Source organism: Paeniglutamicibacter quisquiliarum (assembly GCF_019084045.1).
GTDB lineage: Bacteria > Actinomycetota > Actinomycetes > Actinomycetales > Micrococcaceae > Paeniglutamicibacter > Paeniglutamicibacter quisquiliarum.
In genome coordinates, this window is record NZ_JAHRED010000009.1 from 12,121 (window position 1) to 30,223 (window position 18,103).

Here is an 18,103-nt window from a genome sequence, read left to right on the forward strand (position 1 = left end):
TCTAGATCCACGACGCCAACGACGGACCCAAACCAGGTGGTCAATCCATGAGCACGCGCCCTTCCTTCCCCCGCCGTCCCGTGGCCCCACCTCCGTCGGCGGCCCCGGCCACTGCCGCGCCGCCCGCCCGGGATGCAGGTTCGGCTGCGGCCGACCGGCGCCCCGGCCTGATGCCGGCGCCGCTGCTGGGGCTCGTCCTCGCGGCGGCGGTCGCCGCGATGGTCTTCCTCTCCCTGCTCATCGGCGCCCGGCCCATCGCCCCGGCCACCGTCCTTGACGCCCTGGCCAACCTTGACCCGTCCAACGGCGACCACGCCGTGGTCGCCTCGCGCATCCCGCGCACCATCGCCGGCCTGCTCATCGGGGCCGCGCTGGGGCTGGCCGGGGCCGGGATGCAGGGCATCACGCGCAACCCGCTGGCCGACCCGGGCATCCTCGGGATCAACGCCGGCGCCGCGCTGGCCGTGGTGGCCGGCATCCACTTCTTCGCCGTGACCACGCTGCACGGCTACATCCTTTTCGCCTTCGTCGGTGCCGCGGGTGCCGCGCTGCTGGTCTATGTGGTGGCTTCGCTGGGCCGCGACGGCGCCACGGGGCTGAAGCTGGCCCTGGCCGGCGCGGCCATGGCGGCGGGCCTCGGGTCGCTGACCAACGCCATCTTGATGATCGGACAGGAGGCGCTGGACCGCTTCAGGTTCTGGCAGGTCGGCACGCTGGGGGCCCGCGAGGTGCCCGAGATGCTCGCGGTCGCGCCGTTCCTGGCCCTGGGTGCCGTTGCGGTACTGGCCGGCGCCCGGCTGTTCAACGCGCTGGCCCTGGGCGACGACTCGGCCGTGGGGCTCGGGTTCCGCGTGGGCCGCGGGCGCGCGGTGTCCGCGGCGGGTGTGGTGCTGCTGTGCGGCGCCGCCACCGCGCTGGCCGGGCCCATCGGCTTCGTCGGGCTGATCGTGCCCCATGCGATCCGCGTCCTGGCCGGCGGGGACTACCGCTGGCTGCTGCCGCTGTCCATGTTGGCCGGGCCGGTGCTGCTGCTGGGCGCCGACGTCGTGGGCCGGGTCATCGCCCCGCCTGCAGAAATCCAGGTCGGTGTCATGACGGCGGTGCTCGGTGCGCCGCTCTTCCTCTGGCTGCTGCGCCGCGGAAGGAAGGTCACGCTGTGAGCCGACCGACGCTGGCCGGGCGGGGCGTTGCCCCAAACCCCCCGACCCCCCTCGAACCCGCCGAAGATTCCGCCGCTGCCGACCGGACGGTCCTCGTGCCCGCCGCCGGGGCCGAGCCGACCGCCGTTTCCGCCGCAACCGCCGTCCCGGGCCCCGGACGCCCGCGCAGTGCCGGCCCCGCGTCCGGCCCTGGCACCCCGAAAACGCCGGGCAACGCGGTGCGCCGCCACCGCGCCGGGCGCCGCCTCGGCCCGGTGGCCCGGGTGAACCTGCTGGCCGCCGCCGGCATCGTCGTGGCCGTCATCCTGAACCTGGTGGCCGGGCGCCACCCGATGGCGGTGCCCGACCTGCTGCAGGCCCTGGCCGGCCAGCGCGTTCCCGGGGTCTCGTTCATGCTCTGGGAGGACCGGCTGCCCCAGGCCGCCGTCGGGATCCTGGCCGGGGCCGCGTTTGGCGCCTCCGGGGCCATCTTCCAGCGCATGCTGCGCAACCCGCTGGCCAGCCCCGACGTCATCGGCGTCGGCTACGGCGCCAGCGCCGCGGCCGTGGCGGGCATGCTGTTCCTCGGCGCCCAGGGGATCGGGCTCTCACTGATTGCCTGCGCCGGCGCGCTGGCCGTGGCGCTGCTGATCTACGCCATCGCCGATGCCGGCAAGCACACCGGGGCGCGGCTGATCCTGGCCGGAATCGCGGTCGCCGCCATGCTGCAGGGCATCATCTCCTACCTGCTCACCCGCACCGACATCCGCATGGCCTCCGACGCCCTGCGCTGGCTGACCGGGTCGCTGTCCGCCAGCACCTGGGAGCGGGCCGGGATGCTCGGGGCGGCGCTGGCGATCCTGCTGCCGCTGCTGGTGCCCGCCGCGGCGAAGCTGCGGATCCTGGAACTGGGCGACGACACCGCCGCCGGGCTGGGGCTGCGCGTGCGCGGCACCCGGCTGGGGCTGATCCTGCTGGGGGTCGGACTCACCGCGGTGGCCACCGCCGTTACCGGCCCGCTGGCCTTCGTCTCCTTCCTGGCCGGGCCGCTGGCCCTGCGCCTGTGCGCCGGCCGCAGCCACCTGGGTTCCGCCGCGCTCGTGGGAGCGTTGCTGGTCACCGCGGCGACGTTCATCGCCACCAACATCCTGCACGACATACAATTGCCAGTCGGCGTCGTCACCGGCGCACTGGGAGCACCATTCCTGATCTGGGTCTTGGTGCGCGCCAACAAGGAAGGAAGCTGAGAGCACGCATGGCACTTCTCGAAGCACAGGACCTCACACTCGCCTACGATTCGGTGAGCATCGTTGACGAGCTTTCCCTGCAGCTGCCCAAGGGCGAGGTGACGATCATCGTGGGGGCCAACGGCTGCGGAAAATCCACGCTGCTGCGCGGGCTTTCCCGGCTGCTCAAGCCCGCCGGGGGACAGGTGCTGCTGGACGGGGAGGACATCCACTCCCGGCCGGCCCGCGAGGTTGCCAAGATGCTGGGGCTGCTGCCGCAGACCCCCACCGCGCCCGACGGAATCACCGTCCGCGAGCTCATCGGCCGCGGCCGGTACCCGCACCAGGGCTGGTTCAAGCGCTTCTCCGCCCAGGACGAAGCGGCGGTGGACCGCGCAATGAACCTCACCGGCACCACGGAGTTGGCCGAACGGCCCATCGACGAGCTCTCCGGCGGGCAGCGCCAGCGGGTCTGGATCGCCATGGCGCTGGCCCAGGAAACCGAGCTGCTGCTGCTTGACGAGCCGACCACCTACCTGGACGTGGCGCACCAGCTGGAGGTGCTCGATGTGATCTCCGAGCTCAACCGCTCCCGCGGCACCACCGTGGTGATCGTGCTGCACGACCTCAACCTGGCCGCGCGCTATGCCGACCACCTGGTGGCCCTGAAGCACGGCAAGATCGTCGCGGCCGGGCACCCCGCCGCGGTGGTCACCGAGGACATGGTCAAGAACGTCTTTGGCATGCCGTGCCGGGTCATCCCGGATCCGGTGGCCGGAACCCCGCTGGTGCTGCCGATCGGCCGGCACCGGGTGCTGCGCGCCGAGTCCGTGCTGGCGGCCCGGGGCATCTACCGCACACAGAACCCCGACGCCGACCTGGAGGCCGGCCCCGTGGCGGCCGCCCCGGTCATCCAGGTCCCCGCGGTCGCCGCGGCGGAAGGCTCCGGCGCGGCGACCGGGATGGCCGACGCCGCGGAAACGGCCCCGGCCGAAGGGCTGCAGCGCGCCGAGGAAATCAGCGAAATGCTGGCGTTCTCCACGCGCGTGCTGGCCGCCGAGGCGCTCAGCGACAACTACCGGCGGATCACCCTCACCGGTGCGGACCTTGCGCACTTCGGCGCCGGGGCCGTGCCGCTGGACTTGCGCATCAAGCTGTTGATCCCGCCGGCCGCCGCGCCCGGTGCCGAGGCGCCGGAGCCGCCCGCAGAGTTCGCGTCGCTGCGCCCGGGCGCCTGGCTCAATGCCGAGGACGCCGGCGGCTGGTACCGCCGCTGGCTGGCGCTGCCGGCCGAAACCCGCGGGGACATGCGCACCTACACCGTGCGGGCGCTGCGCCCGGCCGGGCACCGGGACAACCGCGGCGAACACGCGGAAATCGACATCGACTTCGTGCTGCACCTGCGCACCGAGGGCGGCAAGCTGGTCGGCGGGCCCGCGACGGTGTGGGCCGCGCAGGCCCGGGCCGGGGACGCGATGCTGCTGCTGGGACCCAATGCGGGGCTGTGCGACGAAAACTACGGCGGCATCGAGTTCCGCCGGGGGGCGGCCAAGCGCGTCCTGCTGGCCGGCGACGAGACAGCCGCCCCGGCGATCTGCTCCATCCTGGAGTCCCTGCCGGCCGGGGTCACCGGACATGCGCTGATCGAGGTCCCGGACACCGGGGACATCCAGGGCTCCTCGACGCGCTCGGGCGTCTCGGTGCAGTGGCTTCCGCGTGGATCCCACCGGCACGGCGAGCTGCTGGCCGCCGCGGTGCGCGACATCGTGGCGATCCCCGCCGCCGGTGCCGTGATGACCGGGGCGGAGCCCGAGGACGTCGACATCGACGAGCAGATCCTCTGGGAGACCGCGACGGTGTCCACCCAGCCGTTTTACGCCTGGCTGGCCGGGGAGGCCGGGGTGATCAAGGAGATGCGCCGCTACCTGGTGCGCGATGCCGGCATGGACCGCAAGCAGGTCGCCTTCATGGGCTACTGGCGCCGCGGCAAGTCCGAAAACTAGCCGCCGCGGTTCCGCGCGCCGGACCCCGGTTCCCGTCCGCCGTGCGGCCCGGGGCCCGGGTCCCCTAGCGTTCGGGGGAGCCGGAGAGCTTTTCCAGGATGCGCGCAAGCTCCGCGCGTTCCTGGGCGTTGAGGCGCCCGAAATATTCCTGGGTGTGGCTGCGCCGTGCCGCGCGCACACGCTCGCTGAGCTCCAGTCCTTCCTCGGTCAGGCACACCAGCGTGGCACGCCTGTCGACGGGGTCGGATTGCCGCAGGACCAGCTTCTTGGCCTCGAGCTGGTCGATGACCTCCGTGGCGGAACGCGGGGCGATGCGCAGGTGCTCGGCGATGTCCTTCAGCCGCATGCCGGCCCTGGCCGCCGGGTCAGCGGAGTTGCCGTGCTGCGCCAGGGACCTCATGGCGCGGGACTGGTGCGGGGTCAGCTCGAACGGGGCCAGCCGCGCCGACCACGTCTGGCGTAGCGAGCGGGAGGCGCGGTGGAAGAGCTCGGACAGGTCCCCGGGAGGCACGAGATTGCTGCTGATGGGCATGTCCCCAGACTACAACAAGTTGACTGGCAACCACATAGTGAGGTAACCTCATCGATGACGCGGTGCCAACCCCGCACCCTCAACCACCACGAAAGGTGGTGCACATGTCGGAATCGAGATCCTCTTCCGGCGCGGCCCGAACGGGCCCCTCCACCAACAAGCAGCACGGCTCCGGCGAGTCCGGCCGCGGCGGCGGTCCGGGCGGCCCCGTCGCCCGCCTGAACCCCGCGGACCTCAAGCAGGTCAAGCTCCACCCGGTGAAGCCCTCCCGGATTGCCGCACTCTTCGCCCCGCACAAGCTCGCCATCGCCCTGGTCGTCCTGCTCATCTCCGCGGCCTCGGTCATCGGGCTGGCCCAGCCGTTCCTCATCCGCGCCATCATCGACGATGCGCTGCCGCACCGAAACACCGCGCTGCTGGCCTGGCTGGCAGGTGGGCTCGTGGCAGTCGCCGCCGCCACCGCGGCCATCGGCGTGGTGCAGACCTGGGTGGCCACCAAGATGGGCCAGCAGGTCATGCACGCATTGCGCACCCGGCTCTTCGCCCACCTGCAGGCCCAGTCGCTGGGCTTCTTCACCCGCACCCGCGGCGGGGAGGTCCAGTCCCGGCTGACCAACGACATCGCCGGGATGCAGGGCGTCATCACGTCCACCGCAACCTCCATCGCCTCCAACCTCACCACCGCGGTGGCCACGGCGATCGCGATGGCGGCGCTGTCCTGGCGGATGAGCCTGATCTCGCTGGTGGTGCTGCCCCCGGCGATCTGGCTCTCGCGCAAGGTGGCGCTGCTGCGCCGGGACATCACCAGCGCACGGCAGGCCGAGCTGGCCGGAATGTACACGCAGATCGAGGAGGGCCTCTCGGTCTCGGGCATCCGGCTGGCCAAGACGCTGGGCACCACCGGCCGCGACGTCGAGCGGTTCTCCGGCTCCTCGCACCGGCTCATCGGCCTGGAGATGCGCAGCCAGCTGGCCGGGCGCTGGCGCATGGCCACCATGGGCATCGTCTTCGCCGCGATCCCCGCGGTCATCTACCTCGCGGCGGGGTTTCCGGCCACCTCCGGTTCGATGACCATCGGCACGCTGGTCGCCTTCACCGCGCTGCAGGGTGCGATCTTCCGCCCCGTCATGGGACTGCTGAACGTCGGGGTCCAGTGGGTCACCGCCATGGCGCTGTTCAGCCGGATCTTCGAGTACCTGGACCTGGACCCGGAAATCAAGGCCCCGGCGAACCCGCGGGAACTGGACCCCGACAGCGTCCGGGGACGCGTGCGCTTCGAGTCCGTGTCCTTCTCCTACCGCGACGGCGCGCCGGTGCTTCGCGGCATCGACCTGGAGCTGGCTCCCGGGACCACCACCGCGATTGTCGGGCCCACCGGATCGGGCAAGTCAACGCTCGGCTCGTTGCTCCCGCGGCTCCACGACCCCAGCGGCGGGCGGATCACCATCGACGGGATCGACATCCGGGACCTGGCGCCCGCGACGCTGGCCCGGATCGTGGGCATGGTCTCCCAGGAGACCTACCTCATCCACGCCTCGATCCGCGAGAATCTGCTGCTGGCCGACCCCGCGGCCGACGACGCCACGCTGTGGAGGGCGCTGGCCTCCGCGCAGATCGCCGACCTGGTGGCGTCGCTGCCCGAGGGGATTGACACCCTGGTGGGGGCGCGCGGGCACCGTTTCTCCGGCGGCGAGCAACAGCGCCTGGCCATCGCCCGGACCATCCTGCGCAACCCGAGGGTCTTGGTGCTCGATGAGGCCACCAGCGCGCTGGACAACACGACCGAGGCGCTGGTGCAGGAAGCCCTGGACCGGTTGGCGGTGGGGCGCACCACGCTGATGATCGCCCACCGGTTGAGCACCGTCGAAAGCGCGGACCGGCTGGCGGTCCTCGAGGCGGGACGGATCGTTGAACGCGGCACGCCCGCCGAGCTGCGCGACGCCGGCGGTCCCTTCGCCAGGCTCGTGGCGGCGGGCGAGGAGAAAACGACCGAACTCGTCCGCTGAGCAGGCAGCGCCCGGGAGCGGCCGAAGCCGAAATTCACGCCATGGTGCCCATCCGGCGGTGACCGCCGCCCTTGGCACTCGGGTGCCTTGGCGGCGGGCCGCGCAAGGGTGCGGCGTTCCGGTGATGCGCGGGATTTCTGGCGTATCAGGTCAAACGGGGGCGTTCGGTAGGCCGGCACTCAAGGGGAGGGCCAGGTGCCTACCTGCCGACGCAAGGGAGCGCCGCCGTCACTGCGCGCGCAGCACGAAGAAGACGAAGCTCAGGAAGGACGTCCGGCCCGTGAACTGCGGCGGGATGATTTCCGGCGGCGCGTCGGTCGAGTACGGCGGTTCGCTGACTGTTTCGATCCGGAACCCCGCCGCGGCAAACGCATCCGTCATGGCGTGCAGCGGCCGGTGCCAATACGTGAGCGTGGCCGATTGGCCGTTGAACGTGTGCTCGTCCGAATACCTCGCCGGCACGAAGTAGTCCGTGCCGGGGTGCGTCCAGGGGTAGAGAATCGGATGGTTGACGGACATGATGAGCCTGCCTTCCGGCCGCAGGACGCGCCGGATCTCCTCCAGCGGGCCCACCCAGTCCTCCAGGTAGTGGAACACCAACGAGGCGACGACGTCGTCGAACGAATCATCGGCGAAGGGAAGGGGCCGGGCCAGGTCGGCGGTGAGCAGGTCCGCCCCGGCACCCAGCCGTTCGCGGGCCAGCCGGATCATCGCCTCGCTGGAGTCGAATCCGGTCACCTGGGCACCGCGGTCATGCAGCGCCGCCGCGAGCGGCCCGGAGCCGCAGCCGGCGTCAAGGATCCGGTGATTGCTCACGTCACCGGCGAGTTCCAGCATCGCCGGCCGTTCGTAGAACCCGTTGAGCAGGCTGGTTTCGTTTTCGGCCGAGTACGCCTCGGCAAAGGTGTCGTAATTGGTGTCCTGCGGCATTTGGCATTTCCTCCGGGTCTCGGAACGGGGACACGCTTTTACCCGAGGCTAACAGCACCGGCACGCCATCCCGGGCAGGCCCTGGACCGTGGCTGGCGGGCAGGGTGCCACGGTGCCGCGGGGTGGCGGCTACAGGCCCAGGTCGCTGAGCGTCGGCAGGTGCTCGCGGACGGTGGCACGAGCCGCTTCGGCGCTCGGCGCGGCCAGGGCCAGCTGTGCCAATTCGCCGGCTCGCTCCAGGGTGACGGTCTTGAGCACCGCTGCCACGGAGGCAAGCGACCTGGCGGACATCGACAGCGTCGAGACGCCCAGCCCGACCAGCACCACTGCCAGCGCGGGGTCGGCCGCGGCCTCCCCGCAGACGCCGACGGGCTTGTTGTTGCCCTCGGCCCGGGAACCGGCGACGGTCAGGTCGATCAGGCGCAGCACCGCCGGCTGCCACGGGTTGTTCAACGCGGCCAGCGGGCCGAGCTGGCGGTCGGCGGCCATGGTGTACTGCGTCAGGTCGTTGGTTCCCAGGGAGGCAAACGAGACGGTGGAGAGGATGGGGGCGGCGCTGAGTGCTGCCGAGGGGACCTCGACCATCACCCCGGGGGTTGCCAGCCCCGCGTCGGCGCACATGGCGGCGAAGTCGGCCGCCTCGGAAGGCGTGGAAATCATCGGGGCCATGACCCACACCTCGGCTCCGGAACCGTTTGCCGCGGTGGCGACCGCCGAGAGCTGGCGGGCCAGCACGCCGGGGGAAGTGGTGTCGGTGCGGTAGCCGCGCACTCCCAGTGCGGGGTTCGGCTCGGAGGCGTCGGTGAGGAACGGCAGCGGCTTGTCGGCGCCGGCATCCAGTGTGCGCACCACGACCTTCTTGCCCTCGAAGGCATCGAAGACAGCCTTGTATTCGGCGACTTGTTCCTCGACGGTCGGCTCGGCGTCGCGGCCCAGGAAGCAGAATTCGGTGCGCAACAGGCCCACGCCCTGGGCGCCGGCCGCCGCGGCCTTCACGGCGTCCTTGCCGCCGCCGACATTCGCCAGCAGCGGGACCGGGTGGCCATCCGCCATCACGCCGTTTCCATCGAAGACCGTCAGCAGTGCGGCGTTTTTCAGCCAGGCGGCGACGGCCTCGCGCTCGGTCTCGCCCGGCTCGGTGGAAATCGTTCCTGCGGCGCCGTCGACGAAGACCTCGGTGCCGGTTTCCAGCGACTCGAGTCCGGGAGCTGCGACCACAGCGGTCAGTCCCAGGTCCCGGGCGATGATGGCGGTGTGCGATTGCGGTCCGCCGCCGGTGGTCAGCAGCGCAATGACCTTTGCCGGGTCAAGGGTGGCGGTGTCGGCCGGGGCCAGGTCCTCGGCGATGAGGATGAACGGGGTCTCGGAATCGGGGATGCCGGGCGCGGGGACCCCGCGCAGTTCGGCCACGATGCGGGCTCGCACGTCGAGGACGTCGGTGGCGCGTTCGGCCATGTACCCACCCAGGGTGATGAGCATCTGGGCGACGGTGTCGCCCGATTGCCAGATGCTGCGTTCGGCGGAGAGCCCGCCGTTGATCATCTGGTTGGCGCCCTTGAGCAGCATGGAGTCGGTGGCCATCAGGGCGGTGGCCTCAAGAACGGCCTTGGCCTCGGGACTGGCTCCGGCCGCGCGGGTGCGCAATTCCACCTGCACTCGCACCGCCGCATCCTTGAGTGCGGCGATGGCCTGGTCGGCCGACATCAGCCCATCGAGCGGATCCCCCGCGGGAGGTTCGGTGAGCGCCGGGGGCATGTGGCGGATGGTTCCGATGACGCGTCCGGGCGTGACGCCCACTCCTGCGAAGTTCAGCACTTGGGTTCCTCGATCCGGTGGGTTGCTCTGGGGTTGTCCGATGCGCGCGGCAGCCGTCGATCACTCCAGGACTCGAGCATGGGCATAGGTGTGATCCCCTTCATATAGCAATGCTATAGGTGATACGGTAGCAGTCATGAGTCTTGACTTCCAGCTTCCGCCGAGAGAGAGGCTGCTGCAGGCCGCCGTCGAGCTTCTGGCGAATTCTGACGGGGCCGCCGTTTCGACCCGGAAAATCACCGAGTTGGCCGGGGTGACGGCGCCGACCCTCTACCACCACTTCGGGGACAAGGAAGGATTGTTCGACGCGGTCGTAGCCGTGGGCTTCGAACAATATTTTGCCCGGGAAATCGGCCGTGCCAACACCGAAAAGCCGCTCGACGACGTGCGTCGCATGTGGGACCAGCATGTGCGCTTCGGCATCGAGCAGCCCCACCTGTACCTGGTGATGTTCGGCAATGTTCGGCCCGGGAGCCGCTCCAACCGGGTCGCCGAGGCCGAGGCCTTGCTGCGCGAAAAGCTGGATCGGGCCGCGGAGGCAGGGCACCTGAACGTGGCGCCGCCCGATGCGGTGCGCAGCATCCTGGCGGCGAACATCGGGGTCACCCTGATGCTCATCGCCGAGCCCGCGGCCGAGCGGAACTTCGAGCTCTCCGACATGACCCGCGATGCCGTCATCACCGCGGTGTCATCGGATGCGGGCATTGCCGACTCCGCAACGCCCGTGGAGACCTCCTCCGTCGTGGTGGCTGCCATCGCCCTGAATGCCGCCCTCGAATCCTCGAACCCGCAGCAGCTCTCCAGCACCGAGATGAAGATGTTCCTGGAATGGCTGCATCGCATCTCCAAGACCTCGTAGGCATCCAGGCGTGCCAATATTCTTTTCCTGCGGCGCTGCAGGACAACTGATTAGGAAAAACCATGGCCACTCACTCTGAATCCGCCGCGCATGTCGACCCGCCGGTTCCTCCCACAGCCGCGAAAGCCGCGCAGGAATCTGCTGGCACGGCACGCACGCAGGTCCTGGTCCTCGACAGCATCGTGCTCACCGGCACCGCGCACTCGCGCGACGGTGCCATCGACGAGGCCGGGGACCTGTTGCTTGGTCGCGGGTCCGTGAAGGAGCAGTATGTGGCTTCGATGCATGCCCGTGAGGCCACGGTGTCAACCTACATGGGCAACTTTCTGGCCATCCCGCACGGCACCAACGAAGCCAAAGGGCTCATCACCAGCACGGCGGTGTCGATCATCCGCTATCCGGAAGGCATCGACTGGAACGGCCAGGAGGTCAGGTTCGTGGTGGGTATCGCCGGGGTGAATAACGATCACCTCGCCATCCTGTCCTCGGTTGCCAGGGTCTTTGCCGACCGGGAACTGGTCTCGCGGCTGGAAAACGCCGTCACCCGCGAGGAGATCCTCCACATTTTTGGCAAGGTCAACGAATCCTAATGGGTTGCGCGATCGGGTCGGCGGCAGGGGGCCGGTGGTCCGTCACCACGTTGCCTGGGGTTGTTTGCTTGTCGGCCGATGGCCGTGCCCGGTAAGGGGCGGGGACTGGGATTTGGTGGTATTCGCACCTAATCGCTGAATCTCCCGGAAAACCTGTACCGAGGCGTTGCCCGCACGCTGACTGCGGACAACAAGGCTCTCGGGAGTATTAGAACAGCGTGGCTTCGGGGCGCTGCCAGAAGGCGTTGCGGCGAGGCAACTGTTCGGGGTCGAGGTGTTTGGGCAGGATGACATGCGGCAAGCCGTTGTGGACGAGGAGTGTGAGCAGTCCGTTGTCGGCCATGTGGTGGTGGCAGCTGCACCCTCCGGTCATTCTGCCGACGCTGGTGCGGCCGCCTTGGGCGTATCCGTCGATATGGCACATTTCCAGGAGCTCGGGCGGGACCGTGCAACCGGGGTAGAAGCATCCTCCGTCCCGGGCAAGGATGGCGCGCCTCATGTAGTCGGGTGCCAGGCGCATCTCCTGGCCGAGATCGAGAATTTCGCTTTGGCCACCCAAAACCAGCGGGATGACACCGTCGGTGGCCAGCCGCCTTCGGACCTCGCCGATGGGGATTTCCAGGCCGTGCGCGCTCCAGCCAGCTCCCTTGGCCAGTCCGAGGAGGGTGTCGAGCCGGCAGTGAATGACCAATTGGGCGCTGGGCAGCCCGGTGGTTCCCTTACCCGGCGGCTTGTTCGGTGCCCTCATGAGGTTGAGCAAGGTCTGGAGATGCCGTTGGGGCGGCGTGAGGCCATCGGCGCCAGGGACAGTGCCGTTGAGCGGGTCGCCTGGTCCGGGTGCAGGTGCCTCCAGGAAGTCGTTTTCGGTGTTTGCGGGGCGGGTGAACCAATCCGGGCCGTCCGGGGTTTCCGCGGCGTTGCCGCCCGTGGTGGCACCATTGGCGTCGGCCATGGTTCCGGCCGCGGGGGTCATCCCGGTGGCCGCCGAGGCCAGCGCCTCGCGGTTTCCGGCGAGGGTTCGGGGGTTGCCTGACGCGGCGAAGTGGGAGAGGAAAACCTCTGCGTCCGCATTCAGCATGCACATCGACATCCAGGTGTAGTGCCGCGTGCGTTTGGTGACGAAAATTCCCGTCTTGGCACGGATTTCATCCGGTGAGGGTTCCTGCTCGGTGGCATTGTCGAGTTCGTCTGCCAGTGCATCAAACAGACTGTTGGTGGCGCGCGGGATTCCGGCGGCGACGGATTGGGCAACCTGTTCCTCGAGGCGCCCGGCGAGGTCGGGCATCTCCGGATGGGCGGCGATCGAGGGGGCGAGCTTGTCAAGCTTTCGGGCCGCGGCCGTGGCGGCGCCCAGACGGGCGGCGCCGGCATGCACCTGCTCGGCGAGCTTGGGATAGCGCGGACCGCAGGCGTTGCCGTGGATGTCCGTACGGGGGAGCAGGCTGTTGGCCGCGTGCAGGCGGTCGCGGGCGGCAAAGTGGCCCAGTCCCAGGGCTCCCTGGAGAAAAGCGGTGGTGTCCTTGAACGGCATCAGCCCACTGGGCACCGTGGCCGGGTCGGCAAGAAGCGCGGTGCGGCTACGGATGAACGCGTCCGGGTCTTCGGCAATCGCCCGCACCTGTTCGAGGTTCTGCGCCGGCAGGTCCTGGACCAGGGTGCGTTGGGCGGTGTGCGCCGCGCGAATCTGCGAGAACTCTGTCTGCCGGTGGGTGCGTTCGACCGTGTGGGCCAAGAGCGCCGCCTGGGTGGGGGAGGAGATCTCAGTGGACAGCTGGCCGGCGAGTTCGTCGGCGCGTCGGGACAGGGCATGGAGCAGGCGCAGCTTCTCCACCGGCGACACTGTGTGTCCCGGATCGCCACCGTCGCCGGTGAGTGCCTCAATGAGCTCCTGCGTATCCATGCCTCCCATTGTGGACGCCCCTGGAAGCGGCGGGGCCAAGGTGCGCGGGGGTGTGGAAAACCTGTCGCGCGGAGGGCAGCGATGGACCGCGGGGCAACGGTCCCGGGTGTCTGGGTGGCGGGCACCGGGCCGTTGTCTTCGAGACCGGGCTTCTTGGGATGTCTTCGCTTTCGAAGGCCATGAACGCGCTTGCCGTGGCAGAATTGCCGCATGGACCCGAACCAAAAACTCGTTGAAGCCGCCATCGAACAGCTACGGACCAGGTGGCCCGGGGCCCGGGATTCGGTTGCGGCCGCCGCCGTGGTGCTGGAGGACGGAGAAATCCTGACCAGCGTCAGCTTCGACAATTTCAATGCGGCCGCGACCTTGTGCGCCGAGACTGGCGCGGTGGCTCAGGCCTACACGCTGGGGAAACGGGTGGTGGCGTCGGCCTGCGTGACCGGCGGAACCGCTGAGGGAACCTACCAGGTGCTGGCGCCGTGCGGAATCTGCCAGGAGCGGCTTGCCGTGTGGGGGCCGGGGGTCCTGGCGGCCGTCCCGGGATCCGCCGGCGGAGCCGAGTGGGAAATGCGCACGCTGCGGGAGTTGAATCCGTACTACTGGGCGACGTCGTTCACTTCCCAGGGACAGTGGCCGTCCACCGCCGAACACGGGGAATAGGCCCGGCGCGCCGATCCGGGAAGCCCGCGTCCGCGGCCCGGCGGGGTCACCAGAGCTCGCGCTCGACCGCCGCCGACCGGATCTTGGCGAGCATGGCGCGAAACCGCTCCCGTTCGTCCCCGGAGAGTGAGTCGAAAAGGGTTTCCCGCACGAAGGACACATGTCCCGGTGCTGCGCTGCGGATGGTGTTCCAGCCGGCATCGGTCAGCTTGATGTCCTGGCCGCGGCCATCGCAGCTGGAGGCGCAGCGCTCGATCAGGCCCTTGCCCTCCATGCGGCGCAACAGGTGGGACACCCGCGAGCGATCCCACTCCAGCGAGGTGGCCAGGTCGCCGGGGCGCAGGGCGTCGGGCGCGGCCTGCGAAACGGCCGCAAGGACCGAGTATTCGCCGCTGGACATCCCGGCATCGCGGGCGAGCTGGCGGTCCATCGAGCGGGGGAATCCCCAGAGGAATTCGCGGAACTCCAGCCACAGCTGTTGTTCTTCTTCGTTGAGCCATCGGGGCTCGGACATGGCATGCCTCACACTTCGGGAAATTTAGTTGACACGTCAATCTTCTCTCGGCAGGATGTAAATATCAAGTTGTAGTTGACGCGTCAGCAAACAGGGCGCGCCTCGTCCCAATTCAAGGAGATCACGCATGACCAAGATTGCCATCATCACCGGTTCAACCCGTCCGGGCCGCAACAACACCGGCGTGGCGCAGTGGGTTCTGGAACAGGCACAGCTGCGCGGCGACGCCGACTACGAGCTCGTCGACATCGCGGACTTCAACCTGGCGCTCCTGGACGAAGCCTACCCGGCCGCGTACCAGAACTACCAGAACGAGGCCACCAAGGCCTGGTCCGCCAAGATCTCCGAGTTTGATGGCTTCGTCTTCGTCACCCCCGAGTACAACCACTCGGTCGCCCCGGCCCTGGCCAACGCGCTGTCCTACCTGAACGCCGAGTTCGCCAACAAGGCCGCCGGCATCGTCTCCTACGGCTCGGCCTACGGCGTGCGCGCCGTCGAGCACCTGCGCGGCATCCTCTCCGAGCTGCAGATCGCCCACGTCCAGAAGACCGGCATGTTCTCGCTGTTCACCGACTTCGAGAACTTCTCGGTGTTCAAGCCCACCGAGATGCAGGCAGCCTCGCTGGCCCCGGTACTGGACCAGCTGGTGCCGTGGACCGTTGCCATGAAGTCGGTTCGCGACGCAGCCCTGGTTTCCGCCTAGGGCCTTGCCGCCACGTTTCGGATGACCCGTCCCGCGCACCTTGGGGTGGCGCGGGGCCGGTCATCCGCTTCCCCCGTCCGGGCCTGCGGCCGCGTGCTTCCAGGCACGCGTGCACAGGCCGGACGGGACCAGGGCCTGCCCGGGATCTTTCCCTCCCGGGCGGGCCCATTCTTTTTCTCCTTGGTGCATCAGGCACACGAAACTAGGGTTGGGTTATGAGCGAAAACAAGCACAGCACCGCCGGTGCGTATGTGACGGGCGCGGAATTCACGCGCGACACCAACTACATCCAGGACCGGATCGTTGCAGATCCCGAGGCGGTGCGCGCCTCAGGCGGGACGACCGAGGGAAGCATCGGCAACGTGCACGCGGGCATCGCCGAAGGTGCCGAGCTCTGGCCGGTCGAGGCCGGACGCTACCGCCTGGTCGCCGCCCGGGCCTGCCCCTGGGCCAACCGGGCCATCATCGTGAGGCGGCTGCTGGGGCTGGAGGACGCGATCTCGCTGGGCACCCCCGGGCCGGTGCACGACGTGCGTTCCTGGACCTTCGACCTGGATGAGGGCGGGGTGGACCCGGTGCTGGGCACCGAGCGCATCCAGGAGAACTATTTCAAGCGCTTCGCCGACTACCCGCGCGGCATTACCGTCCCGGCCGTCGTCGATGTGCCCAGCGGTGCCGTGGTGACCAACGACTACCCGCAGATCACCCTTGACTTCTCCACGCAGTGGAAGGAGTTCCACCGCGAAGGCGCCCCGGACCTGCTGCCTGCGGACAAGCTCGAGGAAATGATGCCGGTCATCAAGCGCATCTTCACCGAGGTCAACAACGGCGTCTACCGCTGCGGATTCGCCGGGACGCAAGAGGCCTACGACCAGGCGTACGACCGGCTCTGGACCGCGATGGACTGGCTCGAGGAACGCCTGGCAACCAGCCGCTTCCTGATGGGGGACTCGGTCACCGAGGCCGACGTGCGCCTCTTCACCACGCTGGTGCGCTTCGACCCGGTCTACCACGGGCACTTCAAGACCAACCGAAACAAGCTCACCGAGATGCCGAACCTCTGGGCCTACGCCCGCGAGCTGTTCCAGCTCCCCGGCTTCGGCGACACCGTGGACTTCGACCAGATCAAGAAGCACTACTACGTGGTCCACGAGGACATCAACCCGACGCAGATTGTCCCGGTCGGCCCGGACCTGTCCGACTGGCTCGAGCCGCACGGACGCGAGGCGCTGGGCGGGAACCCGTGGGGCGGCGGCACCGCCCCGGGCCCGGTCCGCGAATCCGAGCGGGTCGCGGCGGGGCACAACCCGCTGTACCCCGCGAGCTAGGCGCACCGCGCCGTCGATGCCCCGCCCATCCGGGCGGGGCATCTGCGTTCCCGGCGGCACGGCATGCAGGGGCCGGGCGAATCCGCGGCCCCTGCATGCCGTGCCCCGCGGGTCGGGGCTAGCGTGGAGCCATGGACGGTTCATTGGGCGGGAAGATCGCGCTGGTTGCCGGCGCCACGCGCGGCGCAGGACGCGGCATCGCCACCGCCCTGGGCGAGGCGGGGGCGACGGTGTATTGCACCGGACGCAGCACCCGGGCCGCGCGCAGCGAGTACGACCGCCCCGAGACCATCGAGCAGACCGCCGAGCTGGTCACCGCGGCCGGGGGCGTGGGCATTGCCGTGGCGGTGGACCACCTGGACCCCGACGCCGTCGCCGCGCTCATCGCCCGCATCGAGGCCGAGCAGGGCCGGCTGGATGTGCTGGTCAACGACATCTGGGGCGGGGAGAAGCTCATCGGCTGGAACCAGCCGGTCTGGGAACACGACCTGGGCGCGGGGCTGCGGATGCTGGAGCTGGGTGTGAAAACCCACCTCATCACCTCCCACCATGCGCTGGGGCTGTTGGTGCGCAATCCCGGAGGGCTGGTGATTGAGGTGACCGACGGGACCGCGGCCTACAACCGGGAGAATTACCGGCTCTCCACGTTCTACGACCTGGCCAAGAACGCCGCGCTGCGCATGGCCTTCACCCTGGCCCGCGAGCTGGCGCCGCACCGCTGCACCGCCGTGGCCCTGAGCCCGGGCTGGCTGCGTTCGGAGATGATGCTGGAGGCCTTCGGCGTCACCGAAGCCAACTGGCGCTCGGCGACCGCGGAGCACGGACATTTTGCCGCGATCAGCGAATCCCCGCTCTTCGTGGGCCGTGCCGTGGCGGCGCTGGCCGCGGACCCCGGCGTCCTGGCCCGCAGCGGCGGGTCCTTCTCCTCCGGGGAGCTGGCCCGCGAGTACGGATTCACCGATGTGGACGGCTCGGCCCCCGACTGCTGGCGCTACATGGTGGAGGTGCAGGACCCGGGGTTGCCCGCCGACGCCACGGGCTATCGCTGAGCCGGCGGGCGGCTCAGCGGTGTGCGACGACGATGAGTTCGCCGGCGCCCCGGCCGACGGGTTCGCCGTTCCAGCCGCCCAGCACCGCATCGACATGCAGCCCCGCGGCTTCCAGGTCCCGGCGCAACCTGTCCTCGCTGCGGAACGCCAGCACCGCGTCCTCCAGTTCGCGGGATCCATCGGCGAAGAGCCGGTGCTCGGTGATCTTCACCAGTCCCTCCCCGCGCGGCGCCGAGTCGACCCACAGGTGTAATTTGGTGCCGTCCGGCAGGGTGAACTGGTTCCGCGTGGTGGCGGGCGTCCAGCGTTCCCAGATGCGCGCCCGGGGGTCCCGGGAGTCGAAGACCAGCCTGCCGCCGGGAACCAGTACCCGCCGGATGTCGGCCAGGGTCCGGCTCCACTTGTGGTCATCGATGATGGCCTGGGCGACGTGTGCGGTCATCAGGACCGCATCGAAGGAATCATCTCCGCCCAGTGCCGTGGAGGTGCCCTCGATCCAGGTCACCGCATCGGCGCCGGGCTTGGCCCGTGCCGCGGCCAGCGAGCCGGGGTGCGGATCGATGCCGGTCACCCGGTGCCCTGCCCGGGCCAGGGCAAGCGTCAGCCGCCCGGTGCCGCAGCCCAGGTCCAGCACGCGGCTTGCGGGTTGTTCGTTGATGAAGGTCAGGAAGAAGTCGTCGTCGGCAGCCCAGCGGTTTTCCGCATCGTAGAGATCGGCCCGCTGTGCTGCACTCAGCATTGAGCCCATGGGTATGAGCATACTGCCCGCGGGCGCGGCCACGCGGGGCCGAACACCCCGCCCCCGCGGCCGGGATGCGGCGTCCCGCGGTGTCCCGCGGCACCACGGGC

Annotated in this window: 16 protein-coding genes; 10 read left to right on the forward strand and 6 right to left on the reverse strand. The window is 69.6% G+C overall.

Going from position 1 to position 18,103, the window contains the following annotated elements; translation table 11 throughout:
• The first annotated feature begins 47 nt into the window (after positions 1-47).
• The 3 genes from KRR55_RS15400 to KRR55_RS15410 are packed head-to-tail and all read left to right on the forward strand — an operon-like array spanning position 48 to position 4,368.
• Positions 48-1,160: a FecCD family ABC transporter permease gene (locus KRR55_RS15400; protein ID WP_418888843.1), complete on the forward strand. Its 1,113-nt coding sequence runs from the start codon at positions 48-50 to the stop codon at positions 1,158-1,160.
• Positions 1,157-2,386, forward strand: coding sequence for a FecCD family ABC transporter permease (locus KRR55_RS15405; RefSeq protein ID WP_336245138.1), 1,230 nt, complete (start codon positions 1,157-1,159; stop codon positions 2,384-2,386). Before KRR55_RS15400 ends, KRR55_RS15405 begins: the two co-directional genes overlap by 4 nt.
• A gap of 8 nt (positions 2,387-2,394) precedes the next feature.
• Entirely contained in the window at positions 2,395-4,368 is a 1,974-nt protein-coding gene (locus KRR55_RS15410) for an SIP domain-containing protein (RefSeq protein WP_217390010.1), read from the forward strand.
• A 64-nt stretch (positions 4,369-4,432) separates the two neighbouring features.
• On the opposite strand, the gene KRR55_RS15415 is transcribed toward KRR55_RS15410, so the two are convergent.
• The gene (locus tag KRR55_RS15415) at positions 4,433-4,900 is read right to left on the reverse strand and encodes a MarR family winged helix-turn-helix transcriptional regulator (protein WP_217390011.1); all 468 of its coding nucleotides are present in this window, start codon (positions 4,898-4,900) and stop codon (positions 4,433-4,435) included.
• 104 nt (positions 4,901-5,004) lie between these two features.
• On the opposite strand from KRR55_RS15415, the gene KRR55_RS15420 reads away from it, so the two are divergent.
• Positions 5,005-6,906, forward strand: a complete 1,902-nt coding sequence (locus tag KRR55_RS15420; RefSeq protein WP_217390012.1) for an ABC transporter ATP-binding protein — start codon at positions 5,005-5,007, stop codon at positions 6,904-6,906.
• Positions 6,907-7,134: 228 nt separating this feature from the next.
• On the opposite strand, the gene KRR55_RS15425 is transcribed toward KRR55_RS15420, so the two are convergent.
• Together KRR55_RS15425 and KRR55_RS15430 are read right to left on the reverse strand one after the other, a co-directional pair.
• On the reverse strand, positions 7,135-7,836 hold the full coding sequence (locus tag KRR55_RS15425) for a class I SAM-dependent methyltransferase (RefSeq protein WP_217390013.1): 702 nt from the start codon (positions 7,834-7,836) through the stop codon (positions 7,135-7,137).
• A gap of 129 nt (positions 7,837-7,965) precedes the next feature.
• Positions 7,966-9,651, reverse strand: a complete 1,686-nt coding sequence (locus tag KRR55_RS15430) for a putative PEP-binding protein (RefSeq protein ID WP_217390014.1) — start codon at positions 9,649-9,651, stop codon at positions 7,966-7,968.
• A gap of 136 nt (positions 9,652-9,787) precedes the next feature.
• Here KRR55_RS15430 and KRR55_RS15435 point away from each other — a divergent pair, with 136 nt between their 5' ends.
• Complete coding sequence (locus tag KRR55_RS15435; protein ID WP_217390015.1) at positions 9,788-10,510, forward strand: TetR/AcrR family transcriptional regulator; 723 nt, start codon at positions 9,788-9,790, stop codon at positions 10,508-10,510.
• Between the two features lie 62 nt (positions 10,511-10,572).
• Positions 10,573-11,100, forward strand: coding sequence for a PTS mannitol transporter subunit IIA (locus tag KRR55_RS15440; protein ID WP_418888844.1), 528 nt, complete (start codon positions 10,573-10,575; stop codon positions 11,098-11,100).
• A 208-nt stretch (positions 11,101-11,308) separates the two neighbouring features.
• Here the strand turns inward: KRR55_RS15440 and KRR55_RS15445 are convergent, their stop codons facing one another.
• The gene (locus KRR55_RS15445) at positions 11,309-13,000 is read right to left on the reverse strand and encodes an HNH endonuclease signature motif containing protein (protein ID WP_217390016.1); all 1,692 of its coding nucleotides are present in this window, start codon (positions 12,998-13,000) and stop codon (positions 11,309-11,311) included.
• A gap of 210 nt (positions 13,001-13,210) precedes the next feature.
• On the opposite strand from KRR55_RS15445, the gene KRR55_RS15450 reads away from it, so the two are divergent.
• Positions 13,211-13,660: a cytidine deaminase gene (locus KRR55_RS15450; protein WP_217390017.1), complete on the forward strand. Its 450-nt coding sequence runs from the start codon at positions 13,211-13,213 to the stop codon at positions 13,658-13,660.
• A gap of 46 nt (positions 13,661-13,706) precedes the next feature.
• Here the strand turns inward: KRR55_RS15450 and KRR55_RS15455 are convergent, their stop codons facing one another.
• Positions 13,707-14,174 (reverse strand): MarR family winged helix-turn-helix transcriptional regulator, encoded by a 468-nt coding sequence (locus tag KRR55_RS15455; protein WP_217390018.1) that lies wholly within the window; start codon positions 14,172-14,174, stop codon positions 13,707-13,709.
• Between the two features lie 127 nt (positions 14,175-14,301).
• Between KRR55_RS15455 and KRR55_RS15460 the strand changes: the two genes are divergently transcribed.
• The 3 genes from KRR55_RS15460 to KRR55_RS15470 all read left to right on the forward strand — a co-directional run bounded on the left by KRR55_RS15460 (position 14,302) and on the right by KRR55_RS15470 (position 17,254).
• On the forward strand, positions 14,302-14,877 hold the full coding sequence (locus KRR55_RS15460) for an NADPH-dependent FMN reductase (RefSeq protein ID WP_217390019.1): 576 nt from the start codon (positions 14,302-14,304) through the stop codon (positions 14,875-14,877).
• A gap of 215 nt (positions 14,878-15,092) precedes the next feature.
• Positions 15,093-16,205, forward strand: coding sequence for a glutathione S-transferase family protein (locus tag KRR55_RS15465; protein WP_217390020.1), 1,113 nt, complete (start codon positions 15,093-15,095; stop codon positions 16,203-16,205).
• 131 nt (positions 16,206-16,336) lie between these two features.
• Positions 16,337-17,254: an SDR family oxidoreductase gene (locus tag KRR55_RS15470; RefSeq protein WP_217390021.1), complete on the forward strand. Its 918-nt coding sequence runs from the start codon at positions 16,337-16,339 to the stop codon at positions 17,252-17,254.
• Between the two features lie 13 nt (positions 17,255-17,267).
• Here the strand turns inward: KRR55_RS15470 and KRR55_RS15475 are convergent, their stop codons facing one another.
• Positions 17,268-18,002, reverse strand: coding sequence for a class I SAM-dependent methyltransferase (locus KRR55_RS15475; protein WP_217390022.1), 735 nt, complete (start codon positions 18,000-18,002; stop codon positions 17,268-17,270).
• Between the last annotated feature and the right edge of the window lie 101 nt (positions 18,003-18,103).